At 33.2% G+C, this 22,701-nt stretch carries 20 protein-coding genes; 15 read left to right on the forward strand and 5 right to left on the reverse strand.

Features of this window, described 5'->3' with window-relative positions; all coding sequences use genetic code 11:
- The first annotated feature begins 390 nt into the window (after positions 1-390).
- Positions 391-2,769 (forward strand): TonB-dependent receptor domain-containing protein, encoded by a 2,379-nt coding sequence (locus ACKGJY_RS08300; RefSeq protein WP_413973416.1) that lies wholly within the window; start codon positions 391-393, stop codon positions 2,767-2,769.
- Positions 2,770-2,773: 4 nt separating this feature from the next.
- On the opposite strand, the gene ACKGJY_RS08305 is transcribed toward ACKGJY_RS08300, so the two are convergent.
- Positions 2,774-3,574, reverse strand: a complete 801-nt coding sequence (locus ACKGJY_RS08305) for a class I SAM-dependent methyltransferase (RefSeq protein ID WP_413973417.1) — start codon at positions 3,572-3,574, stop codon at positions 2,774-2,776.
- An 18-nt stretch (positions 3,575-3,592) separates the two neighbouring features.
- Positions 3,593-4,081 (reverse strand): CIA30 family protein, encoded by a 489-nt coding sequence (locus ACKGJY_RS08310; RefSeq protein ID WP_413973418.1) that lies wholly within the window; start codon positions 4,079-4,081, stop codon positions 3,593-3,595.
- A gap of 281 nt (positions 4,082-4,362) precedes the next feature.
- Between ACKGJY_RS08310 and ACKGJY_RS08315 the strand changes: the two genes are divergently transcribed.
- The 3 genes from ACKGJY_RS08315 (at position 4,363) to ACKGJY_RS08325 (ending at position 8,769) form a co-directional block, all read left to right on the forward strand.
- Positions 4,363-5,979 carry a CTP synthase gene (locus ACKGJY_RS08315; RefSeq protein ID WP_413973419.1) on the forward strand — a complete coding sequence of 539 codons (1,617 nt, stop codon included), beginning with the start codon at positions 4,363-4,365 and terminating at the stop codon, positions 5,977-5,979.
- A gap of 88 nt (positions 5,980-6,067) precedes the next feature.
- Positions 6,068-7,966: a membrane protein insertase YidC gene (yidC, locus tag ACKGJY_RS08320; protein ID WP_413973420.1), complete on the forward strand. Its 1,899-nt coding sequence runs from the start codon at positions 6,068-6,070 to the stop codon at positions 7,964-7,966.
- 92 nt (positions 7,967-8,058) lie between these two features.
- On the forward strand, positions 8,059-8,769 hold the full coding sequence (locus tag ACKGJY_RS08325) for a toxin-antitoxin system YwqK family antitoxin (RefSeq protein WP_413973421.1): 711 nt from the start codon (positions 8,059-8,061) through the stop codon (positions 8,767-8,769).
- Positions 8,770-8,851: 82 nt separating this feature from the next.
- Here ACKGJY_RS08325 and ACKGJY_RS08330 read toward each other — a convergent pair whose 3' ends face one another.
- A complete protein-coding gene (locus tag ACKGJY_RS08330) occupies positions 8,852-10,243 on the reverse strand; it encodes a fasciclin domain-containing protein (protein ID WP_413973422.1) in 1,392 nt (463 codons plus the stop codon).
- A gap of 192 nt (positions 10,244-10,435) precedes the next feature.
- Here ACKGJY_RS08330 and mnmA point away from each other — a divergent pair, with 192 nt between their 5' ends.
- From mnmA to ACKGJY_RS08360, 6 genes are all read left to right on the forward strand, one after another.
- A complete protein-coding gene (gene mnmA / locus ACKGJY_RS08335) occupies positions 10,436-11,623 on the forward strand; it encodes a tRNA 2-thiouridine(34) synthase MnmA (protein ID WP_413973423.1) in 1,188 nt (395 codons plus the stop codon).
- Positions 11,624-11,647: 24 nt separating this feature from the next.
- On the forward strand, positions 11,648-13,255 hold the full coding sequence (locus ACKGJY_RS08340) for a S8 family serine peptidase (protein ID WP_413973424.1): 1,608 nt from the start codon (positions 11,648-11,650) through the stop codon (positions 13,253-13,255).
- Positions 13,255-14,196, forward strand: a complete 942-nt coding sequence (locus ACKGJY_RS08345; RefSeq protein ID WP_413973425.1) for an NAD(P)H-dependent flavin oxidoreductase — start codon at positions 13,255-13,257, stop codon at positions 14,194-14,196. The genes ACKGJY_RS08340 and ACKGJY_RS08345 overlap by 1 nt, the downstream gene beginning before the upstream one ends.
- Positions 14,197-14,255: 59 nt before the next feature.
- Positions 14,256-15,632 carry an MATE family efflux transporter gene (locus ACKGJY_RS08350; RefSeq protein ID WP_413973426.1) on the forward strand — a complete coding sequence of 459 codons (1,377 nt, stop codon included), beginning with the start codon at positions 14,256-14,258 and terminating at the stop codon, positions 15,630-15,632.
- 117 nt (positions 15,633-15,749) lie between these two features.
- Positions 15,750-15,977, forward strand: coding sequence for a hypothetical protein (locus tag ACKGJY_RS08355; protein ID WP_413973427.1), 228 nt, complete (start codon positions 15,750-15,752; stop codon positions 15,975-15,977).
- A gap of 8 nt (positions 15,978-15,985) precedes the next feature.
- Positions 15,986-16,558, forward strand: a complete 573-nt coding sequence (locus tag ACKGJY_RS08360; RefSeq protein ID WP_413973428.1) for a phosphatase PAP2 family protein — start codon at positions 15,986-15,988, stop codon at positions 16,556-16,558.
- A 45-nt stretch (positions 16,559-16,603) separates the two neighbouring features.
- On the opposite strand, the gene meaB is transcribed toward ACKGJY_RS08360, so the two are convergent.
- Positions 16,604-17,683, reverse strand: a complete 1,080-nt coding sequence (meaB, locus tag ACKGJY_RS08365) for a methylmalonyl Co-A mutase-associated GTPase MeaB (RefSeq protein WP_413973429.1) — start codon at positions 17,681-17,683, stop codon at positions 16,604-16,606.
- Between the two features lie 448 nt (positions 17,684-18,131).
- Positions 18,132-18,686, reverse strand: a complete 555-nt coding sequence (locus ACKGJY_RS08370) for a DUF2911 domain-containing protein (RefSeq protein ID WP_413973430.1) — start codon at positions 18,684-18,686, stop codon at positions 18,132-18,134.
- A gap of 290 nt (positions 18,687-18,976) precedes the next feature.
- On the opposite strand from ACKGJY_RS08370, the gene ACKGJY_RS08375 reads away from it, so the two are divergent.
- From ACKGJY_RS08375 to ACKGJY_RS08395, 5 genes are all read left to right on the forward strand, one after another.
- A complete protein-coding gene (locus ACKGJY_RS08375; RefSeq protein ID WP_413973431.1) occupies positions 18,977-19,543 on the forward strand; it encodes a Crp/Fnr family transcriptional regulator in 567 nt (188 codons plus the stop codon).
- Positions 19,544-19,615: 72 nt separating this feature from the next.
- Positions 19,616-20,356: an SDR family NAD(P)-dependent oxidoreductase gene (locus ACKGJY_RS08380; protein ID WP_413973432.1), complete on the forward strand. Its 741-nt coding sequence runs from the start codon at positions 19,616-19,618 to the stop codon at positions 20,354-20,356.
- Between the two features lie 10 nt (positions 20,357-20,366).
- Positions 20,367-21,074: a class I SAM-dependent methyltransferase gene (locus ACKGJY_RS08385; protein ID WP_413973433.1), complete on the forward strand. Its 708-nt coding sequence runs from the start codon at positions 20,367-20,369 to the stop codon at positions 21,072-21,074.
- Positions 21,075-21,580: 506 nt separating this feature from the next.
- On the forward strand, positions 21,581-22,132 hold the full coding sequence (locus ACKGJY_RS08390) for an RNA polymerase sigma factor (protein ID WP_413973434.1): 552 nt from the start codon (positions 21,581-21,583) through the stop codon (positions 22,130-22,132).
- Complete coding sequence (locus ACKGJY_RS08395) at positions 22,116-22,700, forward strand: hypothetical protein (RefSeq protein WP_413973435.1); 585 nt, start codon at positions 22,116-22,118, stop codon at positions 22,698-22,700. The genes ACKGJY_RS08390 and ACKGJY_RS08395 overlap by 17 nt, the downstream gene beginning before the upstream one ends.
- Position 22,701: the final 1 nt, after the last annotated feature.

Here is a 22,701-nt window from a genome sequence, read left to right on the forward strand (position 1 = left end):
GGCGCCCAAAGTGCGGTCGAGCTTTCCACTATATCTTTTGTTTTTTATCATTTTTGTTAATGTAGAAATGTATAATGCCATTAACTCATACTTCCAGTAACAGTCCGCATAATTAGTTAAAAACAAAAGGATGCCGTTTCAATCTCTAACGCAACCATCCGCCAAAGCAATTACTTAATTATATATATATCATATCAATTAGAGAGATTTCCATTTTTAAAATTCGAAATCGTTTCGATAGTTTGATGTTTTAAGAGATTTAGTTATACACTTTTAAGAAACCTTTAAGATGAAAACGGGAAACAATCTTCTAATACTTAATAACTTCGCAGAAACAAACTAAGCTTATCATTACATTTTATACAAATACGTTTAAAACACTTTAGTAAAATGAATTTTAAGAACCAACTCAAACTAATTTTAGTAACCATTATTTGCACGCTTGGGCACCTGCTTTCTGCTCAAAACATTGAAATTAAAGGTAAAGTTATTGAAGAAGTTAGCAAACAGCCTTTAGCTTATGCTACTGTAACACTTTTTGATACTACAACTAAAGCAACCCTTACAGGTGTTATTACTACCGACGATGGGAGCTTTAAAATAGAAACCGATGCTACGCAATTTTATCTCCAAATCAGTTTTATGGGCTTTGTTACAAAAACCATAACTCAGTTTGATATTAAAAGGGCTAAAGTAGATTTGGGTACTATTATTTTAAAAGAAGATGCCGCACAATTAGCTACAGTTCTTGTAGAAGCCGAAGTGTCGTCTTCCCAATTTAAGCTTGATAAACGTATATTTAATATAGGTAAAGATTTAAGTAGTACGGGCGCTAGCGCTTTAGAAGTTTTAAATAATGTGCCTTCTGTGAATGTGGATATTGAAGGCGCAGTAAGTTTACGTGGCAGCTCTGGAGTACAAATTTTAATAAACGGAAAACCTTCAATTTTAACTGATGATGGTGGCGCTTTAGGTAGTATTACTGCCGATATGATTGATAGAATAGAAGTTATAACTAACCCATCTGCAAAATATGACGCTGAAGGTACTTCGGGTATCATAAATATTGTGATAAAAAAGGACGACCGTAAAGGCATAAATGGCGCAGTAAGTGTAAATACAGGATTGCCAGATAATAACAGTATTGGTATAAGTTTAAATAGGCGTTCAGAAAAGTTTAATTTGTTTACACAATTAGGTTTAGGGAGGCGAGTATACCCAAGAGACTCTGAAAATACTAATGAAGATATAGAAACTGGAACATCTATACTAAGTAAAGGCACAGATTTAAGAGTAGAGAAATTTTATAATATTACTTTAGGCACCGACTATTATATCAATGCTAATAATGTATTAACCCTATCAGGAAATTTTGCTTATGAGATTGAAGACCAACCCTCAGATATTAGGTTTACATCTATAGATGGTACAAATACTGTAACTTCAGAATGGAACCGTACCGAAACTACAGAAGCTACAAACCCAAAGTGGCAATATGAGTTAGTATATAAACGCGATTTTACAGACCATGAAGATCACGATTTATTAATAAGCGCTACAGGGCGTTCTTTTTCAAAAGATTTAACCTCACTTTTTCAAGATACTACCATTTCTGGTACTCAAGATAGAGACGATACCCAAAATACAAGGACCGATTATGGCTCTAATAACTACACCTTTAAGGTAGATTATACAAAACCATTTTCTGATATTTGGACGCTCGAAACTGGTGTACAATACCAAATAGATGATATTGGTAACGATTTTGAAGTACAGGATTTAGTGGATGGTGAATTTGTTACAGATTTAGGGTTAACCAATAATTTTGAGTTTGATCAAAATGTATTAGGTGTATATCTTATTGGAGGCTACGAATATGAAAAATGGGGTGTAAAAGGTGGTTTACGTTTAGAGCAAACCGATTTAACAACACGATTAGTTACCACAAATCAGTTAAACGATCAGCAGTATACAAATGTATTTCCAAGTATTCATACCAGCTACAAGGTATCTGATGCAGTATCACTTCAAGCAGGGTATTCTGCACGTATTAATAGACCAGGAATGCGCGAGTTAAATCCGTTTTTTAATATTAGAAACAATTTTAATATTCGCCAAGGAAACCCTAACCTTATGCCAGAGTTTACAGACTCCTATGAAATCACAAGTATTTTTGACATCGGAAAAACATCATTAAATTTTGGCGTGTATCACCGTTACACCACAGAAGTTATTGAGCGTATCTCAACTTTCGAAAACAATATTAATACCAGTATGCCAGAAAATGTTGGTACAAATAGTACTTTAGGTATTGAGTTTAATACCAAGTATCGTCCTGCAAAATGGTTAACTTTTAATGTAGATTTTAATTACAACCAATTTGATAGAAAAGGAACTTTTAATACTGCAATTTTCGACTTTAATGGCAACCAATGGGGTTCAAAGCTTATGGCTAAATTTGATTTACCAGCCGATATAGATTTGGAAGCTGTCGGTAACCACAGGTCTAAAGTTAAAACAGTTCAAGGTGCGCGAAGTGCTAATACGTTTTTAGATATTGGTGTTCGTAAAAAGATATTTAAAGATAAAGGTGTTATCAGTTTAAGTATTAGAGATGTTTTTGCTTCTCGCTTCTTTGAAACCTTTATAACTCAAAACAATTCTAGAGCATCAAGTTTTAGCCAACGTGGTAGATTTGTAGCTATTGGTTTTAGTTACGGTTTTGGCAAAGGCGAAGCCATGGAATATTCTGGTGGCAAAAGGCGTTAATATGTTAAATTAACAGCTGCTCATTTTTTTCAATAATAATATATAAATAATCACCTAAATCATTCTCATAAGATTTTATTATTGTGTGTATTTTACCGCTAGAAATATCTTGTTTTAATTTTGCTAAACCTTGTGATACTTCATTTTTATTTGCTAAATCAGAAAATGATGAAATACCATGGCGTATGCCTTCATCAAAATACAATTTAGCATCATGCTTGCCACAATACAAGAATTTATCTTCTAAATTTGGACTAACAAAATAATTATGAGTTTCCTTTAGTTGAAGTCCAGATAATTCTGTAGCTTTTCTTATAAAATTTAAAGTAGGCATTTGTTTAATAGCATCTTTTAGCATTTTAGGAAAGTAATGATTAAGCCAATAGCCTTTCATTTGTTTAGGAGTTGATGTAAAAAATACGATACGTCCCTTTGGCTTTAAAATTCTTTTTAGTTCTATAAACGCTTTGTTTAAATCTGTCCAATGATGTATAGTGAGAGAACCAATAATGCCTTCAATTGAAGCATTATTCAATCCAGTATGTTCTGCACTACCAATACGCCAATCAATTGAGTTATTCAATAATTTTGCTTTTTCTAGCATTAATTCAGAAGGGTCAATACCTATAAAAGAAAACCCTTGTTTTGATAGCGCATTTGTATAATTACCAGTGCCACAGCCTATATCTAAAAATACACCTCTAGTATTAGGGTTTAAATGTTTAATGAGTTGTTGAGTAAGATACTTATCAGCGTTTCGTGTAGAATTATAATCAATACCAATATGGTTGTATTTTGCACTCATAGTGAATGTGTTTTTTGCTTATTGTAAAGTAATAGAATCAATCAATAACTCAAAAGGTTCTGCTTTTTTGTTGGCAAATAAAAATCCTATTTCAGCAATAGTATCATGTGAGAAGTTTGGTAAATCTAGATGTTTACCTCTAAATTTAGGTTGTAAATCTGTTAAGTTAATTTCAATAGTTTCCCATATTCCAGAGGTCATAAAATGTGTAACGTACGAGTGTTTATCATTTACATTATGTTTTACTCTAAATTGGTAGCGTTTGCCATCACCTTTAAAACGTAAAGTTATTTTACTAAATCCGGTTACGTTAATGGTTTTAGAACGATTACGTACAGAAGAAAATCCACCATTATTTTCTAACGAAATAGTACCATAAAACAGCCCATTGCCTTGGTCGTCCAGTTTAAATGCGCCAGAAGATACGCCACCCATTACAGCATCGTCAATAATAATCCAGTTGTCTATAGTAGTTGTATTAAAATCAAAAATTGAAGGTGTTTGCATGATTTAATTGGTTTATTTTACTTTTGGGTAATTATGTTTAAGGGTAGTTTTTGTTTTATATATTATCAGATATCCTTGAATTTTAATACTTAAACAAGATCAGTGCATGTAATTTATATCCGAAATTAAACGAATATAGTTGAAATTTTTTATGAAAACAACACATCCTCAATAGATATTCTAACTAAAACCACTGTTAATAACATCAATTTAATAGTTTAAAAACTATTCCTGAATAACTATTTTAATTTTGTAAATTTGCCTGCGTTTATAAGCGCAACATGACGACCAAAACTAAGTACATTTTTGTAACCGGCGGGGTTACATCTTCACTAGGAAAAGGCATAATAGCCGCATCTTTAGCCAAATTATTGCAAGCACAAGGGTATAGAGTTACCATTCAAAAGTTAGATCCTTACATTAATGTAGATCCAGGAACTTTAAATCCTTACGAGCATGGTGAGTGTTATGTTACCGAGGATGGTGCCGAAACCGACTTAGATTTAGGCCATTACGAGCGTTTTTTAAATGTACCAACAAGTCAAGCCAATAACGTTACTACTGGGCGTATTTACCAAAGTGTGATTCAAAAAGAACGCGAAGGTAAGTTTTTAGGAAAAACGGTTCAAGTTGTACCTCATATTACAAACGAAATAAAACGACGTGTACAATTACTAGGTAAATCTGGTGATTTTGATATTGTAATTACAGAAATTGGTGGTACTGTAGGAGATATTGAGTCTTTACCATACATTGAAGCTGTAAGGCAATTACGTTGGGATTTAGGAGAACACAATGGTTTAGTTATACATTTAACTCTTGTGCCGTATTTATCAGCCGCTGGAGAATTAAAAACAAAACCTACACAACACAGTGTAAAAACACTTATGGAAAGTGGTGTGCAGGCCGATATATTGGTGTGTAGAACAGAGCATGACTTACCAAAAGATTTACGTAGAAAGTTAGCTTTATTTTGTAATGTAACTGTAGATTCTGTAATTCAATCTATTGATGCATCTACTATTTATGATGTGCCAAACTTAATGTTGAAAGAAGGTTTGGATAAAGTAGTTTTAAATAAACTAGATTTAGAAAGTGCTAAACCAGATTTACAAAACTGGAATAAGTTTGTACACCGTTATAAGAATCCTAAAACCGAAATTAATATTGGTTTAATTGGTAAATATGTAGAGTTACAAGATTCATACAAATCTATTTTAGAAGCTTTTATTCATGCTGGAGCTGCAAACGAAGTAAAAGTAAATGTAGAGTCTGTACACTCAGAATATTTAAATGACGAAAACGCTGGTTTAATGCTTGAGCATTTAGATGGTGTTTTAGTGGCGCCTGGTTTTGGAGAGCGTGGTATTGAGGGAAAAATTTCTGCCGTAAAATATGTGAGAGAACAACATATTCCATTTTTAGGAATTTGTTTAGGAATGCAAATGGCAGTTATAGAGTTTGCGCGTAATGTATTGAATTTACAAAATGCAAACTCATCTGAAATGGATCCTGATACTTTGCATCCCGTTATTGATTTAATGGAAGAGCAAAAAACAATTAAAAATAAAGGCGGTACTATGCGTTTAGGTGCTTGGGATTGTGCACTTATGCCTGATAGCAAAGTTGCAAAAATCTATAATGAAGAGCATATTAGCGAACGTCACCGCCACCGTTATGAATTCAATAGTGATTATAGATATCAAATTGAAAAAGGCGGTATGCAAGCCACTGGTTTAAACCCAAAAACCGATTTAGTTGAAATTGTAGAAATTTCAGAGCATCCTTGGTTTATTGGCGTGCAGTATCACCCAGAATATAAAAGTACAGTGGCAAATCCGCACCCATTATTTGTAGGCTTTGTAAAAGCAGCATTAAAACATAAAAATTCTAAATAAGTGTCATTGTGGCATTTTGTTGTACATTGGACAACTTTTTGACACTCAGTAAACCATCCGCTACATCTAGGATGTTTAATTTAAAATTATGGAAGAAAAGAAGTTAGATATTAACTCAATTATAGGTTTTGTTCTCATTTTTGGAATAATGATTTATATGTTTTGGCAAAATAAACCAACGCCAGAAGAATTAGCAGCCGAAGAACAAGCAAAACAAGAGCAGGTTGAAGCTGAAAAAAAAGCCAAAACAGATAGCCAAACTCTAGTAACTTCTGCAGAAGACTACACATCTGCTAAAGATTTAGATTCTGTAGGACTTGTTCAATTAAAAAATAAATTTGGGATTTTAGCGTATTCTGAAACGCTAGCTACAGGTGATAACCAAACCGAGGTTGAAACTGATGTTTTTAAATTAACATTTAATCATAGAGGTGGTTATTTGTCAGAAGTAAAGCTAAAGCAATTTGTAGATTACGATTCTGTACCTATTTATATTATAAAAGATAACAATGCCCTTTTTAATTTAGATTTTGGTACTACAGATAGTAGAGTTATTAATACAAAAGAAAGATATTTTCAACCTACAGTATCTAAAAATGGTGAGAATACTATTGTTTCAATGAAATTTAAAATCACTGAAAGTAAATTTTTAGAGTATAGGTATGAGCTAAAACCTAACGACTACATGATAGATTTTAGTGTGAAGTCTCAAGGTTTGGGTGATGTTATTAATAGCTCGCAAGCCATTAATTTAGATTGGAAACTAAAAGGCTATCGCCATGCTAAAAGTATTTCATATGAAAATAGATATACTGATATTCACTATGAACATGATGGCGGTAATCCAGACTACACAGGTGCTCGTGATGCAGACGAAGATTTAAATGATGTGGCTTGGATAGGGTATAAGCAACATTTTTTCTCATCGGTTTTATTAACTGATGCACCTTTTAAAACTGCAAAAATTACCACTCAAAATTTAGTGGAAGATGAAGAAATAGATACTGTTTATACCAAAATGTTTACTTCTAAAATAGCTTTAGAATTAAAAGGAGGCGAATTAAGCGAATCTATGGATTGGTACATTGGTCCTAATGATTTTAATATTTTAAATAGTTATGATAGAAATTTAGATGAAATTGTACCATTTGGCTGGGGTATATTTGGTTTAATAAACCGTTATGTGTTTATGCCTCTATTTAGCTTCTTGGGCGGGTTTTTACCCTATGGGATAGCTATTGTGGTTATGACGGTTTTAGTAAAAATACTATTATCTTTTGTCCAGTATAAGCAGTTTTTGTCTCAGGCAAAAATGAAGATTTTAAAGCCAGAGTTAGATGCGATAAGAGAGAAGCATAAGGGTAATAAAATGAAAGCGCAACAGGAAACCATGGCCTTACAAACCAAAGCAGGCGCAAGCCCAATGGCAGGTTGTTTGCCTGCTTTAATACAATTGCCAGTATTCTATGCGCTGTTTCAATTTTTTCCTTCGGCCTTCGATTTAAGGCAAGAGCCTTTTCTTTGGGTAGACGATTTATCGTCTTATGATACCATAGCAGAATTACCATTTCATATCCCATTTTATGGAAGTCACGTAAGTTTGTTTCCAATTTTAGCGTCTATCGCAATTTTCTTCTATATGCGTTTAACAACAGGACAGAACATGCAATCGCAGCCACAACAAGAAGGTATGCCAGATATGGGTAAAATGATGAAGTACATGATGTATTTCTCTCCTATAATGATGTTATTCTTCTTTAATAACTATGCATCCGGTTTAAGTTTGTATTACTTTATTTCAAACGTTATTAGTATAGGTATCATTCTAGTAATTAAAAATTATATTCTTGATGAGGATAAAATTCACGCTCAGATTCAAGAGAATAAGAAGAAGCCGAAAAAGCAAAGTAAGTTTCAAACTAAAATGAAGCAAATGATGGAGCAAGCAGAACAGCAAAAGCAAATGCAACAAAAAAAGAAAAAGTAAAATATAAGGCTGCCATCTGGCAGCCTTTTTTATGTATAACAAAATGAATTAAATAACGTTAGTAGATGAGATACTATAATTTTAATTTAAGAATGAAAAAGCTGGTTGTATTTAGTGTATTGATTTTTGTTACGCAATACATAGTTGCCCAAAAAATCAATCAATATGATGCCAATGGAAAACGCCATGGTATTTGGACAAAATCATTTAAAGAAACCGATGTTATGCGCTACCAAGGTTCATTTCATCACGGAAAAGAGATAGGACTTTTTAAATTTTATAAAAACGTAAAAGGTGTAGCAGTTTTATCAGCAACTAGACAGTTTAATGACAGTACCGATGTAGCCGAGGTTAAATTCTTTACTTCAAAAGGAAAATTAATAAGTGAAGGGAACATGCGAGGTAAACTATACATTGGCTCTTGGAAGTTTTATCAAAAAAAATCAGACAAACTATTAATTTCAGAATTTTATAATGACGAAGGGCAGCTAGACGGTAAACGCTTTGTATACTATAATAATGGCGAAATAACTGAGGAAACTACATATAGAGAAGGTGTTTTGCACGGTAATGCTACATATTATTCTTTAAAGGGTGTGTTGTTAAAAACCTTAATTTATGAAAATGGAGCGCTTCATGGAGAAGCAAAATTTTATAATCCTAAGGGCAGTTTACTTGCAGAGGGTGTTTATAGAAAAGGAAAAAAACATGGTATTTGGAAGTATTATGAAAACGATACGCTTAAAGAGACCAAAGATTATACTATAAAAGGTAAATATAACCCTAAAAAAAAAGCCCCTTGATTTCTCAAGGGACCATTTTCATAGACAATTTTTTACTAACTATAAACTAAAAATCTGCCTATTCTAAACAAACCAAACTAAATTATTGTGCCGCTGGTAACAACACTTTATCTATAACATGAACAACACCATTGGTTGCATGTACATTTAATAAACTTGGAATTAAACCTGCAGCAGGATTACTCATAGCTGCGTCTTGTACGGTAAGGGCACCTAGGTTGATACCTACATTTTGATCATTCAACATTTCTACATCTCCATCTACTAAATCACTTGAAAACACATAAGCATTAGCCTTTACAACGTGATGCGTTAATATACCTGCAACTGCCATAGGATCTGTATTATTTATGGTATCAGCATCCAAACCTGCTGCTAAAAAAGCTGCATCTGTTGGTGCAAATACTGTATATGGGCCATCACCATCAAAGAAATCACCCAATCCTGCTCTATTTAAAGCTGTAGCTAGTAATGTAAATTCTGCTGGATCAGCTGAAGCAAAACCAGCTACTATTTCGTTTATAGATTGTGTTGGAGGTAATAATACTCTATCTATGATATGAACTACGCCATTAGATCCTGCAATATCAACATCTGTTACTGTTGTTGTTCCATTAATTACTACTCCGTTTCCTGCATTTGTTAAAAAGAAGTCTCCTCCTAAAGTTGTAATAGCAGCTGCTGATCCATTTGTTGAAGGTAAATCGGCTGCATTAACAGTGCCGTCTACAACATGATAGGTTAGTACAGCATCAGCACCATTTACATCAGTAACACCTGCTGCTTCGAAAGCTGCATTTGTTGGTGCAAATAATGTAATGCCGTTACCACTTGGGCCATTTCCTAATAATACAGATAAAACACCAGTATTTGCATTTTCAACCGCAGCTATTAAAGTTGTAAAGTTATTATTAAAATATGCTGGAGCAACTATAGTACCTACAATTGGTGCTATTGAAGGTGGAACCATAACATCAGATATAATATGCACAATACCGTTAGTAGCTGCAGCATTTACTGCTATAATTTGAGCACCTTCTATAAATACACCAGTATTGTCTGCAGTAATGGTAGCTGTTTCTCCACTAAACATATCTAAAGGACCAGGACTTACTAATTCTGCTGGAATTGCAGCGTTAGCATGAACATGGAATTCTAGAACTTCTCTCAAAACATTTTCAGGTACATCATCAATATCTTCCTGACCAATCGCAACTAATAAATTATCAAAAGCACTATTAGTAGGTGCAAACACGGTAAATGTACCGTCATTACTCAAAGCGTCTACTAGATCTGGATATTTTGTTAAAGCATCAACTAATGTTGTTAAATCTGATGAAGATTGTGCTATTTCCACAATACTATTGGTAGGTACAAAAGGTTGTATATCGTTATCGTCATCGCTACATGATAGGATGCATATAGAAACTAAAAATAGTATCAATATTTTTTTTGATGTCATTAATGTTCTCATAAGTTTTCTGTTTAATTTTATTTTGTTCAACAAAAATAGATAATAATTAAACAAAATACCAAATTTTGTTTCATAAAAAAATGTAAAAATTAAACAAAACATGTTCTTTATGCATTTCATCGGTGATTTTAGTAAAACTATAATTTAGCAAAATACGTATCTTTGCATCTTCAAAATTAGTCATATTTATAAATGAAAAGAGTAGTTTTAGGGCTTTCAGGTGGTGTAGATTCTAGTGTTGCGGCTTACGTGTTAAAGCAACAAGGGTATGAAGTTATTGGTTTATTTATGAAAAACTGGCACGACGATTCTGTTACTATCTCAGATGAGTGCCCTTGGTTAGATGACAGTAACGATGCTATGTTAGTAGCAAATAAATTAGAGATCCCTTTTCAAACGGTAGATTTAAGTGAGCAATACAAAGCGCGTATTGTTGATTACATGTTTAAGGAGTACGAAAGAGGCAGAACACCAAACCCAGATGTATTATGTAATAGAGAAATTAAGTTTGATGTTTTTATGAAGATTGCTTTAGAGCTTGGTGCAGATTATGTAGCTACAGGGCATTATTGTAGAAAAGGAACTGTTAAACAAAATGGACAACCTATATATCAATTACTTTCTGGAGTTGATACCAATAAAGATCAATCTTATTTTTTATGTCAGTTATCCCAAGAACAATTGGCAAAATCGTTATTTCCAATAGGTGAGTTAACCAAACCAGAGGTAAGGGCAATAGCCACAAAATTAGATTTAGTTACTGCAGAAAAAAAAGATTCGCAAGGTTTATGTTTTATTGGTAAGGTAAAATTACCTGAGTTTTTACAACAACAACTTAAACCAAAAGAAGGTGAAATTATTGAAATTTCAGAATCTGAAGCCATATATAAAGTTTCAAAAAATAAATTTGTCTCTAAAGAAGCAGAGCTAAACTATTTATCAAGACAAATTGTTTATCATAAAGACAACGGTAAAGTAGTTGGTAAACATCAAGGGGCGCATTATTTCACAAAAGGGCAACGTAAAGGTTTAGCTGTTGGTGGTACACCAGAGCCGTTATTTGTGATTGATACTGATGTTGAAGATAACATTATATATACAGGCCAAGGAAAAAAACATCCAGGTCTTTTTAAAAAAGCGCTTTTTATTACTAATGACGAACTTCATTGGGTAAGAAAAGATTTGGCACTACAAGTTAACGAAACAATGCAGGTTAGTGCGCGTATTAGATATAGGCAAGCTTTACAAAAGGCCACGTTACACAAAGTGGAAAAAGGACTGTATATTGAGTTTGAAGACATGCAATCTGCAATAACCGAAGGGCAGTTCGCTGCTTGGTATATTAAAGACGAGCTTATAGGTTCTGGAGTTATTTCGTAACTTAGTAATTCCAAATCCTTTGTTATGAAACGTATATCCTTTGTTTTTATATTATTTCTTTTACCTCTTTTTATACAGGCCCAAGAAGATGCTTGGGTGTTTTTTTCTGATAAAGAAAATGTTGATGCTTCTATTGCAAACCCGATTTCCATATTAACACAAAAAGCAATTGATAGAAAGAACAGGCACGGAGTAGCCATCGATGCTCGTGATGTGCCCGTAAATGAAAATTATATTTCTCAGATAAAAAATAGTGAGGGACTTACTGTTTTAGCTAAATCTAAATGGTTTAATGCGGTTCATGTTCGAGGTACACAAACGGCTATTGAAGCGCTTGATAATTTGAATTTTGTTGCTGATATTGAATTTGCCGATAGGAGTTTAAACCAAACAAAAACAAACCAACAAAAAACTAAATCTAAGTTAGAAGGTGTTTTAGCAAATTTTAATTATGGTAATGCAGCCAACCAAATAGAAATGTTTAATGGTGATGTGTTACATGCCCAAGATTATACAGGTTCTGGAGTAACTCTAGCAGTTATGGATGCTGGTTTTCCTAACGTACATATTATGTCTTCATTTCAGCGTTTAAGAGATGCTAAGAATATTCACGGTACTTACGATTTTGTAAATAGAGATGTTAATGTTTACACGGGCACTAGTAGTAGTCATGGTACTTTAGTATTGAGTGATATGGCTGCTTATGTTGAAGATGAGTTTGTTGGTACAGCGCCAGATGCATCTTATTATCTGTTTATTACTGAAGATGCAGCTAGTGAAACTCCAGTAGAGGAGACGTATTGGGTTGAAGCCGCAGAACGTGCAGATAGTTTAGGTGTAGATATTATTAATACATCCTTAGGCTATTCTGATTTTGATGGTTCTAAATACGATTATACACAATCTGATATGAATGGCGCAACCACTTTTATTACAAGAGGCGCAAATATTGCTTTTGAAAAAGGATTGTTGATGGTGACTTCTGCCGGAAATTCAGGTAATTTTGGAGTAACAGCTCCTGCAGATGCTCCTAATGTACTTTCTATTGGTGCGGTAGATGCTTCTGGGAATTACGTATCGTTTAGTTCTGTAGGTACGTCTCATCAACCTACACAAAAACCAGATGTGGTTGCACAAGGTGGTTTAAGTTATGTTATCAATGAATTTGATGTAATAGGTAGAGCAAATGGGACATCATTTAGCGCGCCTATTTTAGCTGGTGGAATTGCTTGCTTATGGCAAGCGTTTCCTGACATGACGAATGCTGAAATTATGCAAATAGTTAGAACATCTGCTTCTCAATATAATAATCCAGATAACTTTTTGGGATATGGTATTCCAGATTTACAAATCGCTTTAAATACAGCACTTTCTAATGAAGATATTGCGCAAAATAATAATATTATATCCATGTATCCTAACCCTGTTGATGATGTACTTTACATAGCATTTACTTCAGAAGTTAAAAAAGCAAATATTGCTATATATGATGTGTTAGGCAAGTATATAGCTTCTTACGCAGTATCTAATGAAAATAATAGTATAGATGTATCTCCATTTTCAAAAGGTATTTATATTGCTCAGCTACAAACTAATGATGTTATAAAAACTTTAAAAATTATAAAACAATAATGTCTAATCGCGTTGTAGATCTTTTTAGTATTAAACATCCTATTATTCAGGCTGGTATGGTGTGGAATAGCGGGTGGCGATTAGCATCTGCTGCTAGTAATTCAGGTATTTTGGGTTTGCTTGGGGCAGGTTCTATGTATCCTGAAGTATTGCGGGAGCATATTATAAAATGTAAAAAAGCTACCAATAAGCCTTTTGGTGTAAATGTACCTATGTTATATCCAGATATTGAGAAAATTATGGATATTATAGTAGAAGAAAATGTAAAAATTGTATTTACCTCTGCTGGAAATCCTAAAACTTGGACAAAGTGGTTGCAAGACAAAGGCATAACAGTGGTGCATGTAGTAAGCAGTGTAAAATTTGCTTTAAAAGCAGAAGCTGCGGGTGTAGACGCTATAGTCGCAGAGGGTTTTGAGGCTGGTGGACACAATGGTAGAGACGAAACTACAACACTTACACTAATACCAATGGTGAAGGAAAAAATTAAAGTGCCTTTAATTGCAGCAGGAGGTATAGCTACTGGTAAAGCTATGTTAGCATGTATGGTTTTAGGTGCAGATGGTGTACAAATTGGTAGTAGGTTTGTAGCTAGCGAAGAAAGTTCTGCTCATAGCGCATTTAAAAACAAAGTTTTAGAAGCAAAAGAAGGAGATACACAGCTTACCTTAAAAGAGTTAGCGCCCGTGAGACTTCTAAAAAATAAATTTTATAATGATGTCCAAGAGTTATACAATAAAGGTACTACTGTAGAAGAACTAAAAATTTTATTAGGTAGAGCACGTGCTAAAAAAGGAATGTTTGAAGGAGACTTGGTAGAGGGTGAATTGGAAATAGGACAAGTTTCTGGGGTAATAGATACCATAAAACCTGTACAGGTAATAGTAGAAGATATTATAGCAGAGTTTAACGCAACTAAAGCAAATATTCAGCATATTTAGTTTTAAAAAAGAAACATACTTCACACTGTAAAACTAAGTGGAACGCTTACTTTTGTTTCATGAAATTACAAAACTATACCAAAGAGTTTACATACAATTGGAAGCTAGCCGCACCTGTTATGTTGGGCATGTTAGGACATACATTTGTAAGTTTTGTAGATAATATTATGGTGGGGCAATTAGGTACTGCAGAGTTAGCAGCAGTCTCTTTAGGTAATAGTTTTATGTTTATAGCCATGTCTTTAGGTATTGGGTTTTCTACAGCAATAACACCGTTAATTGCAGAAGCGGATGCAGAACAGAATTTTAAAACAGGAAAATCATTTTTTAAACATGGCTTGTTTTTATGCACCATACTAGGTGTTTTATTGTTTTTATTGGTGTTTTTTTCTAAGCCATTACTATATGTTATGAAACAACCTGCAGAGGTAGTAGCATTAGCTATTCCTTATCTAGAATTAGTGGCAGTTTCATTAATTCCGCTTATAATATTTCAAGGGTTTAAACAATTTAGTGATGGCTTGTCTATGACAAAACAACCTATGTATGCTACACTTTTGGCTAACATAGTTAACATTGGTTTAAACTATGTTTTAATTTTCGGGAAATTTGGTTTTCCAGAATTAGGTATCGTTGGTGCTGCTTATGGTACACTAGTGTCTCGAGTTGTTATGGTTGCTTATTTATGGTTTTTACTACAACAAAACCAAGCATCACAACACTATGTTTCTAAACTAAAATTGTTTGTTTTAGATAAAGTGGTGCTAAATAAAATATTTAATTTGGGGATGCCTAGTGCAATGCAAATGTTTTTTGAAGTTGCCATTTTTACAGCTGCCATTTGGTTAAGTGGTTTGTTGGGTAAAAATCCGCAAGCGGCAAACCAAATAGCACTTAATTTAGCTTCAATGACGTTTATGGTTGCTATGGGTTTAAGCGTTACTGCAATGATTCGTGTAGGAAATCAAAAAGGGTTAAAGCGTTACAATGAATTAAGGCGAATAGCACATTCTATTTTTTTATTCGGACTTCTTTTCGCTATTAGTTTTGCGCTTATGTTTTTGTTTTTTCACGAACAATTACCAAAAATATATTTAGATTATAATGATACTACTAACGCTTTAGACAATAAAGAAGTACTAGCAATCGCATCAAAGTTACTATTGGTAGCCGCTATATTTCAAATAAGTGATAGTATTCAAGTTGTGGTTTTAGGGGCTTTAAGAGGGTTACAGGATGTAAAAATCCCCATGCTTTTAATATTTGTAGCTTATGGAATGGTTGGTTTTCCTGTGTCTTGGTTTATGGGTAAAGCCGATGCCTTAGGTAGCGTTGGTATATGGTTTGGTTTATTAGCAGGATTAACAGTGGCTGCAATTTTATTGTATATTCGGTTTAATTATTTGACTAAAAAGTTGATTATGCTAAAGTTGTAAGTGCTCTTATAGTGCCCTAAGTATTTAAAGTTGAATAATAATAATGACTAATTAGCTATTTTATTGATAAATCTAAAACTTTAAGTATTTTAGACACCTATAAATCATTATTCAAAAATGACACTCCCAAAATTCATACTAGGCGATAATACAGCATTTCCTAATGCAATATTTGTAATTCATACAGAATTTCCAAGATTTATTATAAACTTAGAAAATGATACTGTGGAATGGTTTGAAGATTTTGATGCTGAAGATCAAAAAGAACTAGAGATGGAAACAGAACACGCGATAAAATTGGCAACTGATTTTTATGATGCCGAAATTGCTAAATACGACGAATAAGCTTTGTTATGATTGATCAAGTTCTAGAATACGATACTCAGTTATTTTTATTTTTGAATAATTTGGGTTCTCAACCCTGGGATGGCTTATGGCTAGCGATTACCAATAAATTTATTTTTGGTCCAATTTTAGGATTGCTTTTAATCTTTTTTTTTCAAAAGAAATTTGGTTGGAAAGGCGTATTGGTTTTAATGATTATATGTGCTTTAATGATAACATTTACCGATCAAATTACCAACGTATTTAAGCGTGGTTTTCAAAGAGCTAGACCTTGTGGGAATGCTAATATTTTTGATGATATGCGATTTATGGCAGTGCGCTGCGGTAAATACGGATTCTTCTCAGGGCATTCCTCAAATTCTATGGCAGTTGCCATTTTTGGAGGTTTATTATTAAGGCAGTATTACAAGAACATTATTTATGGTTTAATAGTGGTGAGTTTTATTGTAGCCTACAGTCGTATTTATTTAGGTGTACATTACCCTTTAGATATTGTTTGTGGTTTAACCTTTGGCGCAATATCTGGATATATCTTTTACAAATTGGCTCAGTATTTTTTAAAGCGATTTGAGTTACAGTAGCAGCTTGCTTTCTTAAGAATATTAATATTTAAAAACAGTAATACACTAAGTAAATTTCAAACTTAAAATATACTCTGCTGCTGCAAAAGGTGTTGTTTTATTAGTCTCTATTAATTTTAATTGGTTTTCTAATTCTTTTTTGATGTCTGAACGGTTAAAAAAATCTGATTTTAACTGGTTTTCAATAGTTTGAAGCACCCAAAACTTATTCTGTTCTGTTCGTTTTGTATCGAAATAATTATTGTTTTTAGTGAGTTTTAAATATTCTGAAATTTCTTGCCATATCTTACTAATACCTTCATTATTTAAAGCACTACATAATGATACTTTTGGCGTCCATCCTGAGTTTTTTTGTGGGTATAGGTGTAATGCTCTATTAAATTCCAACATGGCTAATTTTGCAGCTTTTTGGTTATCACCATCTGCTTTATTGATAGCTATAGCATCTGCCATTTCAATAATACCACGTTTAATACCTTGTAGCTCGTCGCCAGCACCAGCTAACTTTAGCAATAAAAAAAAGTCTACCATACTATGTACCGCAGTTTCGCTTTGGCCAACACCCACGGTTTCAATAAGTATAACATCAAAACCTGCTGCTTCGCATAGTATAATGGTTTCTCTTGTTTTTCGCGCTACACCACCAAGCGAATTACCAGAAGCAGATGGTCGTATATAAGCGTTTTTGTCGTTTACCAAAGCTTCCATTCTGGTTTTATCTCCAAGAATACTACCTTTTGTAAGTGAACTACTCGGGTCTATAGCTAATACAGCAACACGTTTTTTTTGAGCAGTTAGGTATGTACCAAAAGCTTCAATAAATGTACTTTTACCAACACCAGGAACACCTGTAATACCAATGCGAATTGATGTGTTTGCATGTGGCAAACAGTGTTTTAAAATAGTATTTGCTTGTTGTTGATGCTGCGCATTAGTGCTCTCTACAAGTGTTATAGCACGACTTAGATGAGTTATATTTTGATTTAATAACCCATTAACTAACGTGTCTGTATGGAGTTTTTTAGTGCGTTTAGATTTGAATTTTAACATAGAAGATGGATTGATAATTTCCGGATCGGAAACACCATCTGTAGTTTTTAAAGCTGTATTTTTTTTGTTTTTCAAGATTAATTGTAATAAATCTCTAAGATAATATTTTAATCGAAAAGAATTCCTCGACGCTCTGCGTCGGGGTTTCCGTTGAAATTGCCATCCCGAACTTGTTTCGGGATCTAGATAACATAATTTCGGTTTTTTGACCAAAAAGTCAAAAATGAAACGAGCGAAATACCTCTATGGTTCTGCTTTGAGGATAGTTCGTTTCAAGAAATTATTTTATTTAACCCCTCGTGCGTTTTGAATAAATTCTGTAAACTCAACTAAACGTTACAAATAAGTATAATTTGTATTGCGCATTAGAATTTCAATCTATAAAGGATTAAAGAGTTCTCGGTACAATGTTTTGTGCCTTAAAATCACCAGAACTGACGGAAACTATAATTTTGATACATCATATAGTATTGGGATTATAATTTACATGAATTTCAGTGTTTATATCAAAAACCTATATTAACTATCGTAACGGCACCTTAATTAAAACATCATCCCATGCCATGGTCATATAAAGCTTATCTGTAGAGTTATCAAAAGCTATGGTAAACTGCTCTACAGTAGTCTCTAAATTTTCAACGTTAGCATTGTAGTTTGCTGCATCAAACTCTGGCTCTCTTAGTGGTTTATGTGTAACATGGTCTACACCCCAAGGGTATTGTTTAGAGTTGAAAATCACCGTCCACATGGTGTCGTTTGGTATTGTCCAAAGTGTATATTTACCTGCTTCAATAGTTGTGTTTCCTATATGAAGAGGTTGGTTGGTTTCAAAAGTAGTAGCCTCGTTAGCGCCTGTTCTCCAAACTTCTCCGTAAGGTACTAAAGCACCAAAAACTTTTCGTCCGCGTTTTGACGGACGATTGTAAAACACATTTAGTTTTAAATCGTCTACCTTAAAAGCTACATTTTTTTTGGGACTTTTTCGTTGTTGTAAACCATCGTTAAAATACGAATAGGCAAAAATACCAACTGCTGCTAAGAGTAATAAAATAATGATACGCTTTAAAAAGGTGTTCATGAATTGAGAGTTTTTTGCGATGCAAAGATACTTTATAGCTTAGTATTAGTGAAGTAGAACGTTGGTTTATTTAGGTTTGTTGTTATGTGCGTAAATAGGTTGGGAACAACTTTAGATTTAACTCTGTTAATGGATTAGGCATTTATCCTAATCACTTGAATTTGTAGAGAAATTCAGCTATATTCGTTCCTGTCTGCCAACTGGCAGGTAACTTTGGATATAATTCACCTGTGCTGAACTTGTTTCAGTATTAAAACGACCATGCTAGTTGTGTATAAGTACGACAGAAAATGGATATACTACTAACAAAATTAAACTCAGTCCTACCTATTTCATTAGAAGAACAACTTTTAATGAAAAACAATATGCATTTAGAAATTATTAAAAAAGGGGAAATTTATTCAGAACGAGGGAAAATTTGTAGAAAGTTAGGTTTCGTATTAGAGGGTGTCTTTAAAGTTGTTAGAACTAATTCTAATGAAGATGAATTTATACAATATTTTACTACCGAAGGGCATTTTGCTGTAGACATAGATAGTTTTACTAATAAAACTCCTTCAAAAGAATATATAAAAGCGTTAACAAAATGTTCTGTTGTAACAATAACAGACAATTCCTTTAAATTATTTGAAGACAAAGTTGCTAATTTTTCAAAAATAATAAGTTCAATTAAAGAGCAAGCATTACTTGAAAAATATAACTTAAAAAGCGAAATGTTTGTGGATGATGCACAAACAAAATACAAGAAATTAATACAACGACACCCATCAATAGTTCAACGTATTCCTCAAAATCAAATTGCATCCTTTTTAGGGATCACACAATACACCCTTAGCAGAATAAGAGCAGTAAAGTGATTTTTTGTCATAGGGCAAACTTTTTGTTTGCTCATTACTCTAGTTTTACTCCAGATTAATAAAACTAGAGTAATGAACAAATTAAAAAACAAAACAGCAATTGTTACAGGTGCTTCAAAAGGTATTGGAGCTGAAATAGCAAAATCGATAGCTAGAGAAGGTGCAAAAGTTATCGTTAATTATTTTTCAGACCATAATGGAGCTGAATCTGTTGTGAAAACGATTACTGAAAACGGAGGTACTGCAATAGCTATAAAAGCTAATATCACAAAATCAGAAGATGTAAAAATTCTATTTAAAAAATCCAACAAAGCATTTGGAAAGCTTGATATACTAGTAAATAATGCCGGGGTATATAATTTTGAACCTATAGAAGTTGTTACCGAAAAAGCATTTTACCATCAATTTAACACTAATGTTTTAAGTACAATAATCTGTATTCAAGAGGCTTTAAAAAGTTTCAATAAAAATGGTGCTAGCATTATAAATATTAGCTCTATTGCTAGTGTTAAACCTACTCCTATGTCTGTAGTCTATTCTGCTAGTAAGAGTGCTGTAGATTCAATTACTCAAACATTATCAAAAGAATTAGGAGCAAAAAACATTCGTGTAAATTCAATTTTACCTGGTCCAACTCAAACAGAAGGAAATCAAATTGCAGGTACAGATATAGAAAATTTTGTAGTCGCAAATACATCATTGGGGAGAATTGGACAACCCAAGGACATTTCAGAATTAGCTGTCTTTTTAGCCTCTGATGATTCTTCTTGGATAACAGGACAAAAAATAGGTGTTTCAGGAGGTTTTGAATGAAAAATAAACAATGAGAAAATCAACAATAAAAGAAATAAAAGAACGCTTTGATAATGATGTCGAAAGATTTTCAAATCTAGATACGGGGCAAGTAGCTACAATTGATGCAAAAATATCTCTTGAACTTTTAACAGAAACTTCTAAAAGAATTGCACCTAATGCTAAAAATTTATTAGACATAGGTTGTGGGGCAGGAAATTATAGTTTAAAAATGTTAACTAAAATAGCTGACCTAAACTGTACTTTGGTTGATTTGAGCAAACCTATGTTAGATAAAGCAAAGGAAAGAGTATCCGCTAAAACAAACAACAAAGTGAAAACCATCCAAGGAGATATTCGAGAAGTAGATTTGAAAGAAAATAGTTTTGATATTATATTGGCTGGAGCGGTGTTGCATCATTTGCGAGATGATAATGACTGGGAAACAACGTTTACTAAGCTATATCGCTTACTTAAACCAGGTGGGTGTTTAATGATTTCGGATTTAATAACTCAAGAAACCGATGCTGTTAATGAGTATACTTGGGAACGTTATGGTGATTATCTAGAGAGTATAGACGGAAAGGAATACAGGAAAAAAGTTCTAGATTATGTAGAAAAAGAAGATTCACCTAGGTCAATGACTTATCAGTTAGAATTAATGAAAAAAGTAGGTTTTAAAAAGACGGAAGTTTTACATAAGAACATGTGCTTTGGTGCTTTTGGAGGTATTAAATAAAAACCGATACAGAACAGTATAAAACATATAAGGCATTTGGTACTTAACCGAATGTCCCTTTTACTTTTCAAAGTCGCCAAACATAAAATTTGGCATTTTTAACAATAAAGATAAAAGCAAAATATTATATTAGACTTTTTAACAAACCCGAACTTATTACTTATAACTTGCCCTTCGTTTCTTATATTAAAGTTTAACCAACCTTCACAAAAATAAAACTACTCTTCAGGCTTACCTTTAAGTTAGCAAATACACCCGCGTTAGGGATTGCAGCGGCATCCTTTTTAAAGATAAAGGATAATAAATTTAATGTTGATAGCTACTTTAACAGATAGCTACGTCGCTCACTCCTCGCTATGACGCTTTAAAAGACCTGCCTACCTGCGATACAGCAGTTAGGTAGGCGCCCTAATTTGTAATTTTAAAAAAAAATTATAAGGTTTTGCAACACTTTGTGTTTTCAATCGTCTTTTAAGTGAACCAATCAAGAAAACCAAACGTATAGTATGTTTCAAGTTGACATTATAGAACAATGTAAACAGAACAATCGTAAGGCACAAATGCAGTTGTACAACCAGTACTGCAACGGGATGTACATTGTGGCAAAGCGATTTTTGAAAGATGCTAATGATGCTGAAGATGTGGTGCAAGAAGCCTTTATTAAGGCGTTTACCAAATTGCATCAATATAAGGCTGAAGTAACATTTGGAGCTTGGTTAAAACGTATTGTGGTTAATAAAAGTATCGACCTTCTGAAATCAAAAAAACAACAGTTGGTAGAATTAAATGAGGTGCACCTTAAAGTGGTTGATATAGACGATAACGACAAATGGTTGGTAGACGATACCATTACGGTAAACGATGTAAAACAGGCAATTCATCAACTGCCTGAAAAGTACGAGTATGTAGTAATGCTGTATTTAATTGAAGGGTATGACCATCAGGAAATTTCGGAAATTTTGAATATTACCGAAGTGGCATCTAGAACACAATTATCCAGAGGTAAAGCAAAATTACAAGAACTATTAAAGATAAAAAGCAATGGCACGAGATATTAGAGACTTGTTTAAAAATGAAACGCTGAAGCACGAAGACTTGCCAAAACATCATGACCTACGTTTTCTTGAAAAATTAGAGGCGGCTCTTCCTGAGGAGAAAAAAACAACTATTTCGTTTAATTGGCTAAATATAGCGGCTAGTATTATATTACTTATTGGCTTAAGTTTTGGCGCATATAAAGTTATGATGCCAAATGTTGAAACAGCTGTTGAGGTAGCCAATACCAAAGAAACTGTTAAAACTAAAACTTTAGGTGATGTATCTCCAGATTTAAAAAAGGTAGAAGATTATTATTTGGCTAGTATAAATGCTGAATTATCTCAAATAAAGCCAACGCCTGAGACCAAAGCTATTTTTGATGGGTATTTAGAGCAGTTAGAGGCTTTAAACAAGGAGTATGATAAATTGTCCTTAGAGCTTACTAAAAATGGTATTACAGAATTAACAATTACTGCATTGATAGATAATTTAAGATTTCGTTTAAACTTATTGTATCGTTTAAAAGATCAATTAAAAACCTTAAATGGTTCTGAGGAATTAACTGGAGGAACCGCGTCATCAATTTAAT

Source organism: Hyunsoonleella sp. 2307UL5-6, from assembly GCF_047345485.1.
In the GTDB taxonomy this organism is placed as follows: Bacteria; Bacteroidota; Bacteroidia; order Flavobacteriales; family Flavobacteriaceae; genus Jejuia.

What these genes read in the sequence shown, in the direction of transcription:
- mnmA (WP_413973423.1), top strand. Translation starts at nt 10,436, where the DNA reads ATGAAAAGAGTAGTTTTAGGGCTTTCAGGTGGTGTAGATTCTAGTGTT.
- ACKGJY_RS08355 (WP_413973427.1), top strand. Translation starts at nt 15,750, where the DNA reads ATGACACTCCCAAAATTCATACTAGGCGATAATACAGCATTTCCTAAT.
- ACKGJY_RS08315 (WP_413973419.1), top strand. Translation starts at nt 4,363, where the DNA reads ATGACGACCAAAACTAAGTACATTTTTGTAACCGGCGGGGTTACATCT.
- ACKGJY_RS08395 (WP_413973435.1), top strand. Translation starts at nt 22,116, where the DNA reads ATGGCACGAGATATTAGAGACTTGTTTAAAAATGAAACGCTGAAGCAC.
- ACKGJY_RS08350 (WP_413973426.1), top strand. Translation starts at nt 14,256, where the DNA reads ATGAAATTACAAAACTATACCAAAGAGTTTACATACAATTGGAAGCTA.
- ACKGJY_RS08340 (WP_413973424.1), top strand. Translation starts at nt 11,648, where the DNA reads ATGAAACGTATATCCTTTGTTTTTATATTATTTCTTTTACCTCTTTTT.
- ACKGJY_RS08330 (WP_413973422.1), bottom strand. Translation starts at nt 10,243, where the DNA reads ATGAGAACATTAATGACATCAAAAAAAATATTGATACTATTTTTAGTT.
- ACKGJY_RS08325 (WP_413973421.1), top strand. Translation starts at nt 8,059, where the DNA reads ATGAAAAAGCTGGTTGTATTTAGTGTATTGATTTTTGTTACGCAATAC.
- ACKGJY_RS08300 (WP_413973416.1), top strand. Translation starts at nt 391, where the DNA reads ATGAATTTTAAGAACCAACTCAAACTAATTTTAGTAACCATTATTTGC.
- ACKGJY_RS08370 (WP_413973430.1), bottom strand. Translation starts at nt 18,686, where the DNA reads ATGAACACCTTTTTAAAGCGTATCATTATTTTATTACTCTTAGCAGCA.
- ACKGJY_RS08390 (WP_413973434.1), top strand. Translation starts at nt 21,581, where the DNA reads ATGTTTCAAGTTGACATTATAGAACAATGTAAACAGAACAATCGTAAG.
- ACKGJY_RS08345 (WP_413973425.1), top strand. Translation starts at nt 13,255, where the DNA reads ATGTCTAATCGCGTTGTAGATCTTTTTAGTATTAAACATCCTATTATT.
- ACKGJY_RS08305 (WP_413973417.1), bottom strand. Translation starts at nt 3,574, where the DNA reads ATGAGTGCAAAATACAACCATATTGGTATTGATTATAATTCTACACGA.
- ACKGJY_RS08380 (WP_413973432.1), top strand. Translation starts at nt 19,616, where the DNA reads ATGAACAAATTAAAAAACAAAACAGCAATTGTTACAGGTGCTTCAAAA.
- ACKGJY_RS08310 (WP_413973418.1), bottom strand. Translation starts at nt 4,081, where the DNA reads ATGCAAACACCTTCAATTTTTGATTTTAATACAACTACTATAGACAAC.
- yidC (WP_413973420.1), top strand. Translation starts at nt 6,068, where the DNA reads ATGGAAGAAAAGAAGTTAGATATTAACTCAATTATAGGTTTTGTTCTC.
- ACKGJY_RS08385 (WP_413973433.1), top strand. Translation starts at nt 20,367, where the DNA reads ATGAGAAAATCAACAATAAAAGAAATAAAAGAACGCTTTGATAATGAT.
- ACKGJY_RS08375 (WP_413973431.1), top strand. Translation starts at nt 18,977, where the DNA reads ATGGATATACTACTAACAAAATTAAACTCAGTCCTACCTATTTCATTA.
- ACKGJY_RS08360 (WP_413973428.1), top strand. Translation starts at nt 15,986, where the DNA reads ATGATTGATCAAGTTCTAGAATACGATACTCAGTTATTTTTATTTTTG.